The organism is Lysinibacillus sp. NPDC048646, assembly GCF_050272295.1.
Taxonomy (GTDB): Bacteria; Bacillota; Bacilli; order Bacillales_A; family Planococcaceae; genus Lysinibacillus.
The window spans coordinates 1-17,304 of the sequence record NZ_JBNNLZ010000027.1; the positions used below are offsets into that span (position 1 = coordinate 1).

The 17,304-nt window shown below is 39.2% G+C and carries 13 protein-coding genes, 10 tRNA genes and 3 riboswitches; of the genes, 21 read left to right on the plus strand and 2 right to left on the minus strand.

Features of this window, described 5'->3' with window-relative positions; genetic code table 11:
* The first annotated feature begins 19 nt into the window (after positions 1 to 19).
* The 11 genes from ACQKII_RS20675 to ACQKII_RS20725 all read left to right on the plus strand — a co-directional run bounded on the left by ACQKII_RS20675 (position 20) and on the right by ACQKII_RS20725 (position 2,364).
* A tRNA-Trp gene (locus ACQKII_RS20675) sits at positions 20 to 93 on the plus strand.
* 12 nt (positions 94 to 105) lie between these two features.
* Positions 106 to 181 (plus strand) — tRNA-His (locus ACQKII_RS20680).
* A 91-nt stretch (positions 182 to 272) separates the two neighbouring features.
* Positions 273 to 365, plus strand: a tRNA-Ser gene (locus tag ACQKII_RS20685).
* A gap of 135 nt (positions 366 to 500) precedes the next feature.
* Positions 501 to 575: transfer RNA gene (locus ACQKII_RS20690), tRNA-Met, on the plus strand.
* Positions 576 to 578: 3 nt separating this feature from the next.
* Positions 579 to 654, plus strand: a tRNA-Asp gene (locus ACQKII_RS20695).
* Between the two features lie 31 nt (positions 655 to 685).
* A tRNA-Phe gene (locus tag ACQKII_RS20700) sits at positions 686 to 761 on the plus strand.
* Between the two features lie 5 nt (positions 762 to 766).
* Positions 767 to 840: transfer RNA gene (locus ACQKII_RS20705), tRNA-Gly, on the plus strand.
* Between the two features lie 7 nt (positions 841 to 847).
* A tRNA-Ile gene (locus ACQKII_RS20710) sits at positions 848 to 924 on the plus strand.
* Positions 925 to 928: 4 nt separating this feature from the next.
* Positions 929 to 1,005: transfer RNA gene (locus tag ACQKII_RS20715), tRNA-Asn, on the plus strand.
* Between the two features lies 1 nt (position 1,006).
* A tRNA-Glu gene (locus tag ACQKII_RS20720) sits at positions 1,007 to 1,078 on the plus strand.
* A gap of 239 nt (positions 1,079 to 1,317) precedes the next feature.
* Complete coding sequence (locus ACQKII_RS20725) at positions 1,318 to 2,364, plus strand: nitric oxide synthase oxygenase (protein ID WP_427462357.1); 1,047 nt, start codon at positions 1,318 to 1,320, stop codon at positions 2,362 to 2,364.
* 40 nt (positions 2,365 to 2,404) lie between these two features.
* Here ACQKII_RS20725 and ACQKII_RS20730 read toward each other — a convergent pair whose 3' ends face one another.
* The gene (locus ACQKII_RS20730) at positions 2,405 to 3,610 is read right to left on the minus strand and encodes a CynX/NimT family MFS transporter (RefSeq protein WP_427462358.1); all 1,206 of its coding nucleotides are present in this window, start codon (positions 3,608 to 3,610) and stop codon (positions 2,405 to 2,407) included.
* 179 nt (positions 3,611 to 3,789) lie between these two features.
* Positions 3,790 to 3,966: riboswitch (Lysine riboswitch) on the plus strand.
* Between the two features lie 203 nt (positions 3,967 to 4,169).
* Between ACQKII_RS20730 and ACQKII_RS20735 the strand changes: the two genes are divergently transcribed.
* Complete coding sequence (locus ACQKII_RS20735; protein WP_427462359.1) at positions 4,170 to 5,633, plus strand: amino acid permease; 1,464 nt, start codon at positions 4,170 to 4,172, stop codon at positions 5,631 to 5,633.
* A gap of 380 nt (positions 5,634 to 6,013) precedes the next feature.
* Here ACQKII_RS20735 and ACQKII_RS20740 read toward each other — a convergent pair whose 3' ends face one another.
* Positions 6,014 to 7,279, minus strand: coding sequence for an Nramp family divalent metal transporter (locus ACQKII_RS20740; RefSeq protein WP_427462360.1), 1,266 nt, complete (start codon positions 7,277 to 7,279; stop codon positions 6,014 to 6,016).
* A 93-nt stretch (positions 7,280 to 7,372) separates the two neighbouring features.
* On the opposite strand from ACQKII_RS20740, the gene ACQKII_RS20745 reads away from it, so the two are divergent.
* From ACQKII_RS20745 to ACQKII_RS20785, 9 genes are all read left to right on the plus strand, one after another.
* A complete protein-coding gene (locus ACQKII_RS20745) occupies positions 7,373 to 7,498 on the plus strand; it encodes a hypothetical protein (RefSeq protein ID WP_427462361.1) in 126 nt (41 codons plus the stop codon).
* A gap of 111 nt (positions 7,499 to 7,609) precedes the next feature.
* Entirely contained in the window at positions 7,610 to 8,305 is a 696-nt protein-coding gene (locus ACQKII_RS20750; RefSeq protein ID WP_427462362.1) for a response regulator transcription factor, read from the plus strand.
* Positions 8,295 to 9,590, plus strand: a complete 1,296-nt coding sequence (locus ACQKII_RS20755) for an ATP-binding protein (protein WP_427462363.1) — start codon at positions 8,295 to 8,297, stop codon at positions 9,588 to 9,590. Before ACQKII_RS20750 ends, ACQKII_RS20755 begins: the two co-directional genes overlap by 11 nt.
* Complete coding sequence (locus ACQKII_RS20760; RefSeq protein ID WP_427462364.1) at positions 9,587 to 10,261, plus strand: PepSY domain-containing protein; 675 nt, start codon at positions 9,587 to 9,589, stop codon at positions 10,259 to 10,261. Before ACQKII_RS20755 ends, ACQKII_RS20760 begins: the two co-directional genes overlap by 4 nt.
* A gap of 104 nt (positions 10,262 to 10,365) precedes the next feature.
* Positions 10,366 to 10,896 carry a PepSY domain-containing protein gene (locus ACQKII_RS20765; protein WP_427462365.1) on the plus strand — a complete coding sequence of 177 codons (531 nt, stop codon included), beginning with the start codon at positions 10,366 to 10,368 and terminating at the stop codon, positions 10,894 to 10,896.
* 190 nt (positions 10,897 to 11,086) lie between these two features.
* Positions 11,087 to 11,238: riboswitch (cyclic di-AMP (ydaO/yuaA leader) on the plus strand.
* A gap of 173 nt (positions 11,239 to 11,411) precedes the next feature.
* Positions 11,412 to 13,235, plus strand: coding sequence for an APC family permease (locus ACQKII_RS20770; RefSeq protein WP_427462366.1), 1,824 nt, complete (start codon positions 11,412 to 11,414; stop codon positions 13,233 to 13,235).
* A gap of 172 nt (positions 13,236 to 13,407) precedes the next feature.
* A riboswitch (purine riboswitch) is annotated at positions 13,408 to 13,509 on the plus strand.
* A gap of 141 nt (positions 13,510 to 13,650) precedes the next feature.
* Positions 13,651 to 14,232: a xanthine phosphoribosyltransferase gene (locus tag ACQKII_RS20775; protein WP_427462367.1), complete on the plus strand. Its 582-nt coding sequence runs from the start codon at positions 13,651 to 13,653 to the stop codon at positions 14,230 to 14,232.
* Positions 14,232 to 15,524, plus strand: coding sequence for a nucleobase:cation symporter-2 family protein (locus ACQKII_RS20780; RefSeq protein WP_427462368.1), 1,293 nt, complete (start codon positions 14,232 to 14,234; stop codon positions 15,522 to 15,524). Before ACQKII_RS20775 ends, ACQKII_RS20780 begins: the two co-directional genes overlap by 1 nt.
* A 654-nt stretch (positions 15,525 to 16,178) precedes the next feature.
* A complete protein-coding gene (locus tag ACQKII_RS20785; protein WP_427462369.1) occupies positions 16,179 to 16,700 on the plus strand; it encodes a DUF2179 domain-containing protein in 522 nt (173 codons plus the stop codon).
* The last annotated feature ends 604 nt before the right edge of the window (positions 16,701 to 17,304 follow it).

Below are 17,304 nucleotides of genomic sequence, written 5' to 3' on the forward strand. Positions count from 1 at the left end.
CCACCAGTTTTTTATATATAGGGGCATAGTTTAACGGTAGAATAGAGGTCTCCAAAACCTTTGATGTGGGTTCGATTCCTACTGCCCCTGCCAATCCATATTATGGCGGTTGTGGCGAAGTGGTTAACGCACCTGATTGTGGTTCAGGCATTCGTGGGTTCGATTCCCATCAGTCGCCCCATTTTCGAATAATGCCAAGTAATGAGGCAATAAATTTTGATTCATTATGCAAGGATCAAGTTCTATAAAGTACGCCATTTCTATATTATTACGGAGGTATACCCAAGTCTGGCTGAAGGGATCGGTCTTGAAAACCGACAGGCGGGTAACACCGCGCGGGGGTTCGAATCCCTCTACCTCCTCCAGTTTATGTTTTATAAATGGTGTTCTAAATGTGTGATGGAGCAAGTGCAATACGATGGTTACGGTTAACGTCGACGCAAGTAAAGCGTGGAAGATGCCGATTTACTTGATGTATATGTAAATTATTTTAATATTGTCGCGGGGTGGAGCAGTGGTAGCTCGTCGGGCTCATAACCCGAAGGTCGTTGGTTCAAATCCGGCCCCCGCAACCAAATGGTCCCGTGGTGTAGCGGTTAACATGCCTGCCTGTCACGCAGGAGATCGCCGGTTCGATCCCGGTCGGGACCGCCATTTTAATTCTTTTAAAGAAATCTTTATTTATGGGTCAGTAGCTCAGTTGGTAGAGCATTAGATTGAAGCTCTAAGTGTCGGCGGTTCGATTCCGTCCTGACCCACCATAAATGCGGGTGTAGTTTAATGGTAAAACCTCAGCCTTCCAAGCTGATGTCGTGAGTTCGATTCTCATCACCCGCTCCAAAATTGGGGGCCTATAGCTCAGCTGGTTAGAGCGCACGCCTGATAAGCGTGAGGTCGATGGTTCGAGTCCATTTAGGCCCACCATTATTCCGAAGTAGCTCAGTTGGTAGTAGCACCTGACTGTTAATCAGGTTGTCGCAGGTTCGAGTCCTGCCTTCGGAGCCAAGGCCTGTTGGTCAAGCGGTTAAGACACCGCCCTTTCACGGCGGTAACACGGGTTCGAATCCCGTACGGGTCATCTAGCATGTAGCACGCTGTTGCTACATGCTTTTTTTTGAGCACTACCATGGATGACAGAAGTGTGAACAGTTTTATTCCCATTGTATTTTTGCTGTAAGGTATGGATGCAAGAGTAGAGTCAGAGTTTAAATTTGAACAAAGTATTTCATATATACAATATGTATGTTTTCTAGTAGATTTTTTCGTGGTGAATCTAGTTCCATTGCTCTAATATGAGGGTAGATGGAGGAAATCGACATGAAATTACAAGAGGTACAGCGGTTTTTAGCACTTTATCAATCAGAACAAAATGAGCCTGAAACATGGCTGGTAAATAGATTACAACAGGTAGAATCTGAGGGAGAATATAACCCGACAACAGAAGAACTAATCTTTGGAGCACGGGTAGCCTGGCGCAATAGTAATAAATGCATCGGTCGCTTATTTTGGCAATCGCTACATGTAGTTGATGCACGAGACATCTTAGATGAACAGTCAATTTTTGAAACATTACTTGCACATATTCAGTATGCAACAAATGATGGGAAAATCCGGCCGACGATTACGGTGTTTGCATCACAACGTGTGCGTATATGGAATCATCAGCTTATTCGTTATGCAGGTTATGAAACCGAGGAAGGGATCATTGGTGATTCACATTCCATTGCTTTTACAAAAATATGTAAATCACTAGGCTGGCAAGGTGAGGGAACGGCGTTTGACGTACTGCCTCTTATTGTGCAGGTGGATAATCGTGCACCACAGGTATTTACAATCCCACATGAATATATATTAGAGGTGTCAATTCGTCACCCAGAAAATTCTAAGGTCGAGGGGCTTGACTTAAAATGGTATGCTGTACCAATTATATCGAGCATGCGCTTCCAAATGGCGGGAATCGATTTTCAAGCGGCACCATTTAATGGTTGGTATATGGGCACAGAAATAGGTGCACGCAATTTAGCTGATCAAGACCGCTATAATATGCTACCAGCGATAGCAGAAATTTTTGGTCTTGATATGACAAAGCAGGTATCACTATGGAAAGATCGTGCTTTAGTTGAGTTGAATATTGCAGTGCTTCATTCCTTTAAAGAAAACGGTGTAAGCATTGTGGATCATCATACGGCAGCACAACAGTTTAAGTTGTTTGAAGAAGCAGAAGAGAAGGCAGGAAGAGATCTAACAGGTAACTGGGCGTGGCTAATTCCGCCCCTATCGCCTGCTGCAACACATATTTTTCACAAGCCTTATGTCAATGTTTACAATACGCCAAACTATTTTTATCAGAAGCCCCCTTATTAAATAGAAGAGGCAGCTCATCATAAGCAATGAGCTGCCCTATTTAATTTACATATTCATCCCTAGAGGCTCTCATAGAACAGAAGAAGAGTAGCGTTGCCACCACGACGAAGAGCCAGCCAGCGATGTTCCAGTCTCCAAATAAATCATGCAGATAACCAAATAAGATTGGTCCAACTGCTGCTAGTAAATAGCCAATAGATTGTGCAAAGCCTGATAAATCAGCTGCTTCGTAGGCCGTGCGTGTACGCAGAGTGAAGAACATCATCGCTAACGCGAATGAAGCTCCTCCGGCTAAGCCAAGAAGCACCATCCAAAGGACTGCAAGACTTGTCCATTCTATAACTAAACCAATAAAGCCGATTAAATAAAACGCTGTAAAAATTATGACCAGTGGGCGTTGGGATTTCATTTTGCTTGCAATAATAGGTACAACTAGCGCCATAGGTATCTGTGAAAACTGCATTGTTGAAAACATCCAACCAGCACGGTCGGCAGCGAGTCCTTGGGCAATATAAATTTCAGGTATCCATGCCGCCGTTGTATAAAATATGAGTGATTGTAACCCCATTGCCCCCGTTACAGCCCAAGTTACAGGTGATTTCCATAAAGGTATACGCGTTTTCGTAGATGCGACAGCAGGTTCAGGTTTATTTGATTTTAATTGTGGTATCCAAACCAAAATTGTAAAGGCAACTAGAATAAGAGCTACTGCGAGAGCTCCTTGCCAACCAAGAGAAGAATTGGCTACTGGATAACTAACACCAGCACCTACGCCTGCTGAAAGATTCATAGACACTGTGTAGAATGCCATTAGGAAACCAACGTGGTAAGGAAATTTCAGTTTCAGTAAACCTGGTATAAGCACATTACCAAAAGAAATCGCTACCCCAATTAGTATCGTTCCGAGAACGAGTAATGCAGTTGTACCAAGGGATCGAGTTACAATGCCAAATGCTAGTAAGATTGTTGATAAAAACAATGTCAATTCTAAACCTAATTTGCGTGCAACCACTGGGGCAAACGGTGATATAATCGCAAATGCTAATAATGGAATTGTTGTCAAAAAGCCGGCGAGTACATTGGAAATGCCAAGACCTTGACGAATGAAGGAAATAATTGGACCAACGACAGTTAATGGCATCCGTAATGTAGAAGCTATAAAAATAACACCGATGACAAGTAACAGAGTTTTTCCCTTCCAGCTAATTTTTTTGCTAGGATAAGTAGAATGTTCATTAGTTGCCAAAATAAGTCCTCCTTGATTTAAAACATTAATAATTCGAACAACTATACCACTTTACCGCACTATTAAAAATAGTAGAAAATTCACAAAATAATGAACATTATTATTGTTATTGAAATGTCAAAGGTCATATGATAGACTAAATAACATCATAAATTTAATAATTACATGCCTCATGTTTGTATTGAGGTAGAGGTCGCGGTGTTTATAAGTACGCTAACGGAAATGACAAGCATTAAAGATGTTAGCTGAAAGGAAATACCGCCGAAGTGTGAGGGGACTTGAAAACCTCATGCTGGGGCTGTTTCCGAAAGGAACAGAACTGTCACGTTGGAATGACGTGTTGCGCTATCATTTGAAAGAACTGGGGATTTACTTAGCCATCACAACGTTCATGTGATGGCGTTTTTTATTTCTATTTGGTATAAAATAGAATCTCCGCGGATTGATAGGACGCTTTTTACTGTGCCTGATTCGCAAGTGTTATGATGTGCGAAAACAATGGGTACAATTACGTCGAGGTGAATTTGGGTGCCTCTTATAAAAGGAAGGAAGCTTTAACGTGAGTGAAATAAAAGTGAATCAGCTTGGACATAAACCACCAAAGCTGAAAAAAGAATTAAAAAGTCGTCATATAACAATGATTTCGTTAGGCGGTACAATTGGTACTGGGCTATTTTTAGCTAGTGGTGGTGCCATTGCACAGGCAGGCCCTGGTGGAGCATTGCTTGCTTACGCCTTAATCGGCATTATGGTTTATTTTTTAATGACAAGCTTAGGGGAAATGGCTGCCTATATGCCATCCTCGGGGTCGTTTAGTACGTATGCAAGTAAGTTTGTAGATCCAGCTCTTGGTTTTGCACTTGGTTGGAATTACTGGTATAACTGGGCAATTACGATTGCAGCAGAAATTGCAGCTGTTTCATTAATTATGAAATACTGGTTCCCAGATAGCTCGTCAGCACTTTGGACGGTATTGTTTATTGCCATCGTACTATCATTTAATCTTTTATCAGTAAAAAGCTACGGTGAAAGTGAATATTGGTTTGCCATGATAAAGGTGGCAACGGTTATTATCTTCATTATTGTCAGTATTCTGATGATATTTGGTATTTTGGGTGGGCAAGCACCCGTAGGCTTCACAAATTTCTTTATTAGTGATGGTCCATTCCATGGTGGCTTCCTTGCTACATTTGGTATCTTCTTAGCAGCAGGATTCTCGTTCCAAGGGACTGAGCTACTCGGAATTACAGCGGGAGAAACAGACGATCCAGGAAAAAATATTCCTAAGGCCGTGAAATCTGTTTTCTGGCGTATTATTTTGTTCTACATTTTAGCGATTGCCGCAATCGGTATGCTTATTCCATTTACCGATGCACGTTTACTATCTGAAGATATTGCGGTTTCTCCATTTACACTCGTATTTGATCGATTAGGTATTGCCTTTGCAGCTTCACTGATGAATGCCATTATTTTAACAGCAATGCTTTCAGCGGGGAACTCAGGTCTATATGCATCATCTCGTATGCTATGGCAATTAGCAGTTGATGGGCATGCACCAAAAGTCTTCATGAAGTTAAGTCGTCGCGGGATTCCAATTTATGCTTTAATGGCGACATTAGCAGTAGGCAGTCTAGCATTTCTGGCGTCATTTTTTGGTGATGGGGTTGTCTATATATGGTTACTAAATGCCTCAGGTATGTCAGGCTTCATAGCATGGCTGGGTATCGCCTTTAGCCATTACCGTTTCCGTAGAGCTTTCGAGGCTCAAGGCTTAGATTTTAAATTACTACCCTATAAAGCGAAGCTATATCCATTTGGTCCGATTTTTGCGTTTACGGTTTGTATGATTGTTGTAGTTGGTCAAAACTACACAGCCTTTACAGGTGAAACGATTGACTGGTACGGCATGCTTGTATCCTACATTGGCATACCACTGTTTTTGGCATTATGGATTGGCTTTAAAGTGAAAAATAAAACAAAAATGATTCCACTTAAGGACTGTGATTTAACAGTGGAAAAATAAGAGATAGACAATGGAGCTATCCTGTAAGTCATTGTAATATGACTAACGGGTAGCTTTTTTTGTATGAAATAAAAAAATGCCTAATTTCTTATATATGGTAAGGTATTATAGATATGGAAGGTTATATTGACATTTCGAATAGATTTTATGAGTGGTAACGATTTGTGAAAAGTTTCTCTTAAGAAGAGGTGCACGTTATGCAAAAACATATATTAGCCATTCGTGAAATGGTGGAGAATTTTTTATTGATGGAGGGATTTGTCTAAGGGTGCCTGGCACACAAACAATTCGCGAACAATTCTGAATATTGAACGTTTCGGATACAAGATAATGCCAGGAACTTTAACAATTTTAAATTGTTAGAGCACCGGGCATTTTTTTTAAGCAAATATAGTCTCCCATAGTAAATATATATTTAACGCAACAACTATTACTACAACAATCCAACCTAGTCCTGTTGTTACACGATGATTGACAAGGCTGCCCATAATGTCCCGTTTACTTGTAAACATGACAAGGGGAACAAGAGCAAAAGCAATACCGAATGACAGAATGACTTGACTTAGAACAAGTGCGTAGGTTGCATTGACACCAGAGGCAATAATGGCGATTGGAGGAATCATAGTTATTGCACGGCGTAAGTACAATGGAATTTTTCTTCGAATAAAGCCCTGCATGACAACATCCCCTGCCAATGTCCCGACAGAAGAGCTTGCAAGCCCTGCAATGAGAAGTCCTAGACCGAAGGAGACTGCTGCCATCGGACCAAGTGCATCACGTAACCCATTATAGGCTATATCTAAATCCTCAACTACTAACCCTTGTGTATGGAACACAGCTGCTGCAATGATTAGCATACTCATATTAATCGCACCTGCAATTATCATTGCTATGACAATATCGATAAACTCGAAACGGAAAATACGGCGTTTTTCCGCTTCATTTCGTCCAACAATGCGGCTTTGCGTTAAGGAAGAATGTAAATATATCGCGTGTGGCATAACTGTTGCTCCTAGAATACCTGTTGCAAGTAATAGTGAGTCGACACCTTCAAATTGTGGTGTGAAAATCCCTATTGCTACATCGCTCCAATGCGGCTGTGCTAAAAATGTTTGGAACGCGAATGCTAATACGACGATTAACACCATGCCAGAAATGCCTGCTTCGAACGCTCTAAAACCCCTACGTTGCAATTCTAAAATAGCGAATGAGCCGACTGCTGTAATAAGGGCGGCAGGTAGCATCGGGATGTTAAACAATAAGTAAAGCCCGAGTGCTGCGCCAATAAATTCTGCAAGATCAGTTGCGATTATGACTAATTCAGCTTGTATCCATAAAAAGATTGATGTTTTTTTAGAAAAGTGTTCACGTGAGACTTCCGGTAAATTCTTTCCTGTCGCTATGCCTAACTTTGCGGATAAAGATTGAATAAGTACAGCCATTAAATTCGAGAATGCTATTACCCACAGTAGTAAATAGCCGTACTGGGAGCCAGCCGTAATATTTGTTGCAAAGTTGCCAGGATCTATATAGGCAACAGCTGCGATGAAAGCTGGCCCAAGGAAAGGCAGGATTCGTCTCCAGCCTTTAATGTCGCCAGCTAAAACCGCTTCAGCTGTCGGCCTTATACAGCGTTTATAAACCATAATGTTCCCTCATTTCAAAAAGTATCGCAAAAGAAATAAAGTTTCCTTAAGGAAAAATAAGATACTATTATTTTATTACTAGAAGTGAAAAATGTGAAGTTTTTTGCTCATTTTTCAAAAAAATCTTTAGACTGTAGAAAAATTTTATTTAATTTAGAAGAACTCCCTTCAAAGGCAGATGGTAAAGTCGTTGATGAGAGTTTCTATGCTTTGCTTTAAGGCATTTAAAGGACGACATGATCTGACGTAAATTTTCTCATCATTTTCTAATTAGACTTTGACACCCTCTGTGGTTTACGATGAAAAGAAAACGGTGAGGAATGACATCACATGACGAATCGAATTTTAATAATAGAAGATGAAGAAAGTATTGCTCGAGTATTACAATTAGAGCTTCAATTTGAAGGCTACCAGGCAGAGATGGCACATACGGGAGCGGACGGCCTACTGAAATATCGTGAACAACAATGGGACTTGATTCTTCTTGATGTTATGTTGCCTGAGATGAGTGGAATCGATGTGTTAAAGCGAATTCGTGCGACAGAATTACAAACACCAGTCATACTGCTTACAGCCAAAAGTGATGTCGAGGATAAAGTGAAGGGGCTCGATCTAGGCGCAAATGATTATATAACCAAACCATTTGACATCGAGGAATTACTTGCACGCATTCGTACAGCACTAAGATTTTCACAAAAATTCAATAGCCAAGAAGTATCACATATATATGGGCATTTATCCATCGATGAACAAACAAGAGAGGTTGTCTATTACGATAAAAATGTACAATTAACACCACGTGAGTATGACCTACTTTTATATTTACTGAAACATCCAAAACAAGTACTAACACGCGAACAAATTTTAGAGGCAGTTTGGGGCTACGATTATTATGGCGACACGAATGTTGTAGATGTCTATATTCGATATGTGCGTCAAAAACTTGAAGTCGCTGCTGAAACACCAATTATCCATACAGTTCGCGGTGTGGGCTATGTGCTGAGGGAGCACAAGTATGAGACTTAAAACAAAAATTCATCTACTAACAACGTTATTGATGTTGGTTATTTTAGTGGCGACGAATAGTGGCATTTACTTTCTTTATGAAAAGTTTGCTTATAATACAGAAGAAAAACAACTTCAGCAACGTGCAGATGAGCTTAGTATGACGCTCAGTCAACTAGATCAACAAACAAATTTGCAACAGGTTTTGCGAGCCTATATGCCAACTGATGGAGCGGTCTATATTTACGACGGAGAGCATTTGAAGATGAAGGTACAAACAAAACTTAATATGCCAGACGTTCCTTACATTACGTTTGATATGCCTGTCATTTGGACTGATGGTACGGTGGTACAGGTGGAGCTCATGCAATCAATGGAAGACGTGGAAAAAATGATGGGCCTACTTAAAATTATATTAGTCGTCGTAACACTGGTAGCGTCGATACCCATTTTATTGGCAAGTCTTGCACTTGGCCGTCTGATTTTACATCCGCTGGAACATTTAAGTCAAACAATGCAGAAAAGCGCTGCGACCGGGAAATATGAAAAAATTGAAATCCACGATAAGCATGGCGATGAGCTCACTGAAATTAGTCATACGTTTAACGGCATGATGGAAAAGCTCGAACAGCACTATCAAAAACAGCAGCAATTCGTCTCAAATGCTTCACATGAGCTGAAAACACCTATTACGGTGATTGAAAGCTATGCAAAATTACTATTACGCAGAGGTGTTGATAACAAAGAAGTGGCGCAAGAATCTTTACAAGTAATTGCAAATGAATCAGCACGTATGCATGAGATGGTGCTGAAATTATTAGATTTAGCAAAAAATAAGGAGCATCTCGATGTGCAGTGGGGACAATTAGAGCTTAATTCGTTACTTAAAAAGGTCGCGTCTCAAATGCAACAAGCATATCAGCGCCCATTTATTGTTGATGCAGAGATTCCAAAATATATTTATAGTGATGAAAAAATGTTTAAGCAACTGCTATTCATTTTGCTCGACAATGCACGCAAATATAGTGAAGGCGAAGTGAAGTTACGTGCAACAGAAACCGCTAGCCATGTCCTTGTTTCAATTCAAGACTTTGGTGCAGGTATTCCTGATGAACATATTCCACATTTGTTTGATCGATTTTACCGAGTAGGGGAGGATCGCAATCGAAAAACAGGCGGAACAGGTTTAGGGCTAGCAATTGCGCAGGAGCTTGCACAACAGCTAAACATGACAATTGAGGTCGAAAGTGTAGTTGGAGAAGGTTCTTGCTTTACACTACGTGTACCGAAGGAGGCACCACGATGAAAAAATGGATTAGTCCTATTTTTGCGATAATCATTTTGAGCAGCTTCGCACTATGGTTTTTACAAAATCGTTTCTTTCATGAAGAAGCGCTAAGTGAAACAGGAGCAGTACTGCGTATCGAAGAACTCTATAATGGACATGTTGAGCACATAAAAAAAAGAGGCGAGAATTACGAAATAGTATTTTCGCGTGGTGAAGCCACCTATGCTGTTGAGCTGAATCAACAAACGCAACAGGTAAGTAATTTAATCATGAAGAAATCTACCAGTAAACTGCTAACAGAAGAGCAAATTCGGCAGAGAGCGTTAGCTTATACCCCTGGTGTGATAGAAAGTGTGAGGTTAACGGATTCTACCTATATGGTGCAGGTTGAAAAAGAGGAGATGAAGAAGGAACTGGCCCTTGATGCTTATACTGGAGAGGTGTTATCAGAGACAGATGTACAGCCAGTGACAGAGCCTGAAGAAGGAACCAGTGTAATTGCAAAGCAGCAGGCGATTCAAATTGCTTTACAACAACTAAATGGTGAAGTGGATTCAGTTGATTTTGAGGAAACAGAGGATGGTGGCTATTACTTAGTAGAAATCGAAACAGATAAGGACGAGGCTGTTTTTCAAATACATGCCATTTCCGGTAAAGTCATGTCCGTTACATGGGACAAAGATAATTAAGGATTGAAAAGGTGGTAAAATTTTTTCTCATGAAATTCTAATGTTGCTCTTATTATCCTATCATCTTGGCTTGTTAAGCTAAGGATAGATAAAACAAAGGAGAGATGGACGTGAAGAAAATGATTGTAATTCCAGCTTTAGTAGCAACACTCGGCTTAGGTACTGTTATTGGCGCGAATACTTTGTTAACAGGTAATGCACAAGAGAAAAAGGTTTTAACGATGCAGGAAATCGAAAAAAAAGCATTGGCTGTAGTGGATGGTTCGGTGACAGATATTGAGTTTGATCAGAATCGTTACCGTTCTATATATGAGGTTGAGGTGTACACTGAGACAGAAGAATATGATTTGAAATTCGATGCCTATACAGGTAAACTTTTAAATCAAAAGAAAGAACTTCGAGACGATGACGAAGATGATTTGATAGAAAATAACACATCTACTACTACTACCAAAATCACAAAAGCCCAAGCTATGGAAAAAGCCTTAACAAAGGCAAAGGGCACCGTAACAAAAGTTAAGCTAGATGATGGCGTTTATGAAATTGAAATCATCGACGGACAGTTCGAATACGAAATTGACATCAATGCTTCTACAGGTGAAATTGTAAAGTTTGAACAAGATATTGAAGACTAATGTGGAAAGCTATCTTAAAAGTAGGAACTTACTTTTAAGATAGCTTTTTTCTTTGAAGGGAAGACGAAATAAAAACTAGTAAGAATCGTACCATTACAACATGTTCTCAAGAAAATTTTCACTACCTATACTTTTCTCCTTTACTTTTTTTATTTACAAGCGTAATATGACATCATTATAAAAGTTTCAAATTTCTAAATCGCTGAAGCAAATAGACGCGGGGGACCCATTCTTGATGGATTGTCTAGGCAATCCTTGGGGTGAATCTCTTTATTACTGAAGAGTAGGGCTACTCATGGCCCGAATCCGACAGCTAACCTCGTAAGCGTTAAGAGCAGAAAAATTGAAGCTTGCAGACGAAAAAACGTCTACAAGTCGTATTTAGTGATGACTTGTAGACGTTTTTTATCTTCTTTCAGCTATCATGTACTGGTAGTGAAGCGACAAGTACCCGTCTAGGCGAATATTGATTTAGAAACGAGAAACACACTCTATGAAACTAGAAGGTGTTTAGTATGGGATCCTCATTCAAACGTTATGTTATCGGAAAGCCTCTAAAATCCGATGCACTCGGGGAACAAAAGCTTAGTAAAACAAAGGCCCTTGCCATTTTATCATCTGATGCATTGTCATCAGTAGCATATGGGCCAGAACAAATTTTGATAGTGCTCATGACGGTGAGTACGGTTGCCTTTTGGTATTCTTTACCGATAGCAGCCGGAGTGGTAGTGTTGCTCCTAGCACTCATCTTATCGTATCGTCAGATTATTTTTGCTTATCCACACGGTGGTGGGGCCTATGTAGTTTCTCGTGAAAATTTAGGTGTCAATGCAGGTCTAGTGGCGGGTGGTTCACTACTCGTCGATTATATATTAACAGTTGCAGTTAGCGTATCTGCGGGAACAGATGCCATTACTTCGGCATTTCCGAGCCTGCATGCATATAACGTAGTAATTGCTGTGTTCTTTGTTATTTGTTTAACGCTTTTAAATTTACGTGGTGTTACAGAGTCTGCATCAATCTTAGCTTACCCTGTCTATCTATTTGTTGCAGTAATGCTTCTGTTAATTGGAGTAGGGATTTATAATGTGGCAACAGGGCAAGTACCTGCTGACTTTCATCCCAAAATCGGTACCCCAGTTGCGGGAATTAGCTTGTTTTTACTATTAAAGGCATTTGCCTCAGGAAGTTCTGCTTTGACAGGTGTAGAAGCAATTTCTAATGCCATACCGAACTTTAAAAATCCTGCTCCGACAAATGCAGCAAAAACTTTACTGGCAATGGGTGGCATTTTAGCGGTGCTATTTATTGGCATCGTAAGTCTAGCTTATTTCTATGGAGTGGCACCAAATGCAGAGGAAACAGTCGTGTCACAAATTGCCGAGGCGAGTGTTGGGCGCAATCTATTTTATTATATTGTACAAGGAACGACAGCGATGATATTAGTGCTTGCAGCCAATACAGGTTATTCAGCTTTTCCGTTACTTGCAGTAAATTTATCGAAGGACGGTTTTATCCCAAGAATATTCCAAATTCGTGGGGATCGACTCGGTTATTCAAATGGGATTTTGATGTTAGGTGTAGCAGCCATTGTACTAATTATTTTGTTTGATGGGACAACAGAGCATTTAATTCCACTCTATGCAGTGGGCGTTTTTATCCCGTTTACCTTAGCGCAGACAGGGATGATGCGAAAATGGTGGCGCGAAAAGCCAAGTGGCTGGCTTGCGAAATTTACGGTGAATACGATTGGGGCAGCGATTTCTTTTATTGTAGCGATGATGTTTTTCGTAACAAAATTAGCCCAAGTATGGCCTGTATTTATATTCTTACCGATCATTATTTGGCTGTTTCATCGCATTAAGCTACATTATGATGCAGTGGGGGAACAGCTTAGATTAGATCATGTAGAATTACCGAATGTAGAGGGCAATGTCTTCATTGTACCGGTTGCTGGTATTACGAAAGTGGTGGAAAATTCATTACATTATGCGCAGTCTCTGAAGGTTGAAAAGATTATTGCTTTCTATGTGGCATTCGATCAAGCAGACGCAAAAGCATTTGAAGAAAAATGGAAAGCTTGGCAACCAGATGTGCGGCTTGTAACGTACTATTCACAGTATCGTAGTATTACGCAACCGTTGAAAAAATTTATCGACAAAGTTGAACATCAGTATGCAAAAACTGGCTACCAAGTAACGGTCGTCATTCCGCAATTTTTACCGAAAAAGGGCTGGCATCATATGTTACACAATCAATCGAGTCTATTAATTCGCACCTCGCTGTTATTTCACAGAAATGTTGTCATTATGACAGTACCTTTCCATTTATCGAAATAATGACTAGCATGGTCGAAAATAGTCTGATATAATCAGAACATTGATGTGAAACACGAACGTTCACTATCAAAAATAGCTGGAATACCAGTTAATTCCGAAAATTTAAAATAATCCTATTATTAATATTCATATTGAATTCAGAAAAATGAATGTTTATAATAAGGACATTCTTACAGCTTAATACTATTTCACTCATATAATAGCGAGAATAGGGCTCGCGAGTTTCTACCGATTTACCGTAAATGAATCGACTATGGGTAGCAATATTTTAGGAAACCTCATATAAGATGTGAGCCGTTTTTCTAATTGTTTCGACGTTTTCGCGCTGAACGCTTTGCTCCACTCATAGATGAATGGAACCAAAGTATTCAGCGTTTTTTCTATTATTTATTATAAGAAAGAAGGATTTAAGGAAATGAAGTTATTACATGACAAAATCATGCAAGAAGGTAAAGTTTTATCTTCATCTGTATTAAAAGTAGATTCGTTTTTAAATCATCAAATCGACCCACAACTTATGAAGGAAATTGGACATGAGTTTGCGAATCGCTTCTCGGAGCAAATTATTACGAAAGTGCTAACGATCGAATCCTCGGGTATTGCACCATCTGTAATGCTGGGACTTGAAATTGGAGCGCCAGTTGTATTTGCTCGTAAACGTAAATCTTTAACATTATCAGATAATCTTTTTTCTTCCAAAGTACACTCTTTCACAAAAAATGAAACAAACGATATTTCCGTATCACGTAGTTTCTTAAACGCAGACGATAATGTCTTAATCGTTGACGACTTCCTAGCAAACGGGGAAGCGGTAAAAGGATTACTAGATATCGCAGCTCAGGCAGGTGCAAACGTTGTCGGAGTAGGTATTGTTATTGAAAAGGGCTTCCAAGATGGTGGGAAATTATTACGTGAACAAGGTATTCGCGTGGAATCTTTAGCAATTGTCAATTCTTTAGAAGATGGCAAAGTAACATTTGCGGAGGCTCGCGCGTAATGAATAACTTTAAAGCAACGACACTTGCTATTCAACACTTACTTGCGATGTATGCTGGTGCCATTTTAGTACCACTTATTATTGGTGGGGCACTTGGCTTTGATGCTAAGCAAATGACGTATTTAGTGGCGATTGACATTATGATGTGTGGTATCGCAACACTTTTACAAGTATATTCTGGTAAGTTTATCGGTATTGGTTTACCAGTAGTACTGGGTTGTACGTTCACAGCGGTTAGTCCAATTATTGCAATCGGTACAAATCCTGAGCAAGGGATTACAGATATTTATGGTTCGATTATAGCATCTGGTTTAATCGTGGTGGTGATTGCAGGCTTCTTTGGTAAGCTAGTAAAATTCTTCCCACCAGTGGTAACAGGTTCTGTTGTATCGATTATTGGTATCTCATTATTGCCAGTTGCATTGAACAATATGGCGGGTGGACAAGGCGCACCAGATTTTGCATCTGGTTCGAATGTTGCTTTAGCGTTTATTACATTAGCTATTATTTTAGTTGTTTATCGTTTCTCTACAGGCTTCGTTCGTGCGATTTCGATTTTAATCGGATTAGTGGCAGGTACAGTCTTGGGTATGATCATGGGTAAAGTCGATTTTACGCCAGTTTCAGATGCTGGTGTCCTCCATATGGTACAACCATTCTATTTTGGTATGCCAACATTCGATGCGACTGCAATCCTTACAATGACACTTGTAGCAATGGTTTCGTTAGTAGAATCTTCAGGTGTTTATTTTGCACTTAGCGATATTTGCAATAAAAAACTAGATTCTAAAGATTTAGCACGCGGTTATCGTTCAGAAGGTCTTGCTTCTGTAATTGGTGGTATTTTCAATGCCTTCCCGTATACAACGTTCTCACAAAACGTAGGGCTTACGCGTATGTCTGGCGTTAAAGATCGCAAAGTCATCTATATCACAGGTGCGTTACTTGTATTACTTGGCTTCTTACCAAAAATCGCAGCGTTAACAACAATCATTCCAACACCAGTACTTGGTGCGGCAATGCTTGCGATGTTCGGTATGGTGATTACACAAGGTATGGGTATGTTAGTACCTGTTATGAATGAGTCAGCGGAAAACGCGATGATTGCAGCGATAGCAGTTGGTCTTGGTGTTGGTGTATCTGTCGTTCCAGGTATCTTTGATTCACTGCCACCAGGCGTGGCCATTTTAACTTCAAATGGTATCGTCTGCGGTTCTGTCACAGCGATTGTCCTGAACATTTTATTTAATATGATTGGTCCAAAACATAAAAATGACCCGATGCAGGGCTAGTTATAGTAGTAAAAAATGCCACTTCCTTTTATCTTTTTGATATAAGGAGGTGGCATTTTTATAATCTGCAATGTTTATTATTCTGTAACATTACTGGCATCACTTATTGAAAGTGTTTTAGTTTCTGGGGCCCATGCACAAATGATGTGTTATCAAGTGCTATGAAAATGGCTTACCATCTTTATATTAACGACTTGATTGCTAAATTAGATCAGTTAGAAGAAACACTGGAATGGAAAGTGAATGATTTTTAAACAATAATTAAAATATCACGTACATGTTTACAGGATGCTCTTTCAATGACTTTTGGGCAAAAATTCAAGTATACCTGACGTTTATTAAAAGCAAAGGAGGGCATTGTTAAACTTACAACAAGATTGCTTAAGTATAGTAATTGGTACTACTGCTGTTGGCGGAGGCATATAAAACTAATTCTACAATTAAAGAAATAGTTATCAGAAAAGGTTTATTAAGCAAAGAATACGCATATAATCTATTAAACCCTAAGCCAATATAGAAATATGAGTAGACCTGATAATGTTTTCAAAAGTAAATATATGTTTTAAGGCGCATTCGCTATTGAATGTGATCTTTTCATTTAGATTTTTATGTATATAAAATATGTAATTTCAAAAAAATCGAAAGGTTTTAAAAATGCAGAATATATTGCTGATTTTATTACTACAATTAATCTATGTGCCTTTTTTAACATTACGAACAATATTCTTAGTTAAAAATGTGACTTTACTTGCAGCGATGTTTGGAATGCTAGAAATGTTAATCTATGTGTTTGGTCTTTCGCTTGTATTTAATGGAGATCAAAGTATTTTAGCAATGATTGTTTATGCAGTTGGTTTTGGTTTGGGCATTTTTGTTGGAGCAAAAATTGAACGCAAACTTGCAATTGGCTATGTGTTTACGACAATCAATACACAAAATAAAAACGAAGAACTAGTTAGTTTGTTACGAAATGAAGGTTTTGCAGTAACGATTTATGTTGGAGAGGGCAGAGACAGTAATCGTTATAAATACGAAATTTTGACGAAGCGAAATCGTGAGGCAGAGCTGTTTCAATTAGTAGAACAACTTGAACCGAATGCATTTATTATTTCATACGAGCCAAAATCATTTAAAGGCGGTTTTCTGCTCAACAGAATTAGAGCAAAAATTAAATAAGTTTATCTATTTGGTCGGGCTATAAGTAATAATTTATGATAACCATCATTAAGTCGTGTGGTTAGAGTTGAAAATTTTCAAGTGATCATGTAGATCTTTTTCCTTGAAGATAGTGCAGTTTATCGAAGCGTTGCCCCTGTTATTAACGACATGATTTAAAGCCAATAAATAAACTAAAAGCTTATACTTTTATGTTATATGTTACGTGATAACGAATTTTCTTTGCTAGTTTATCTAATCTAAATAATATCATGCTAGTTGAACTAGCTTAGACTGAAGACAAAAGGTTTTAGAAATGCCTAGCATTTTAAAACTTTTTGCTTTTTTCTGTGGTTTTTTGTTCAAAATGCGTATTACCTGAGACTTGAAAATTTCCAACGCATACAATACTGTTCCTTCTCGGCTTGTAAAAAATTGACTAAGCGTATAAAGGGAAGATGTTCTGCATCTTTTATACAATCTTCTCAAGTGTTGTATTATACCGCAACACTCCTTGATTCGGAAAGCTACGAGAATCCTTCGGAAGAACGGGACAACTAGACCCCACAGGAAGCGTAGTGAAGGGGAGGCTAGCTGTTTCGTCCGCGTATGATTAATTTTTATT

What these genes read in the sequence shown, in the direction of transcription:
- ACQKII_RS20780 (WP_427462368.1), top strand. Translation starts at nt 14,232, where the DNA reads ATGAATAACTTTAAAGCAACGACACTTGCTATTCAACACTTACTTGCG.
- ACQKII_RS20775 (WP_427462367.1), top strand. Translation starts at nt 13,651, where the DNA reads ATGAAGTTATTACATGACAAAATCATGCAAGAAGGTAAAGTTTTATCT.
- ACQKII_RS20765 (WP_427462365.1), top strand. Translation starts at nt 10,366, where the DNA reads ATGGACGTGAAGAAAATGATTGTAATTCCAGCTTTAGTAGCAACACTC.
- ACQKII_RS20740 (WP_427462360.1), bottom strand. Translation starts at nt 7,279, where the DNA reads ATGGTTTATAAACGCTGTATAAGGCCGACAGCTGAAGCGGTTTTAGCT.
- ACQKII_RS20725 (WP_427462357.1), top strand. Translation starts at nt 1,318, where the DNA reads ATGAAATTACAAGAGGTACAGCGGTTTTTAGCACTTTATCAATCAGAA.
- ACQKII_RS20785 (WP_427462369.1), top strand. Translation starts at nt 16,179, where the DNA reads ATGCAGAATATATTGCTGATTTTATTACTACAATTAATCTATGTGCCT.
- ACQKII_RS20770 (WP_427462366.1), top strand. Translation starts at nt 11,412, where the DNA reads ATGGGATCCTCATTCAAACGTTATGTTATCGGAAAGCCTCTAAAATCC.
- ACQKII_RS20750 (WP_427462362.1), top strand. Translation starts at nt 7,610, where the DNA reads ATGACGAATCGAATTTTAATAATAGAAGATGAAGAAAGTATTGCTCGA.
- ACQKII_RS20760 (WP_427462364.1), top strand. Translation starts at nt 9,587, where the DNA reads ATGAAAAAATGGATTAGTCCTATTTTTGCGATAATCATTTTGAGCAGC.
- ACQKII_RS20755 (WP_427462363.1), top strand. Translation starts at nt 8,295, where the DNA reads ATGAGACTTAAAACAAAAATTCATCTACTAACAACGTTATTGATGTTG.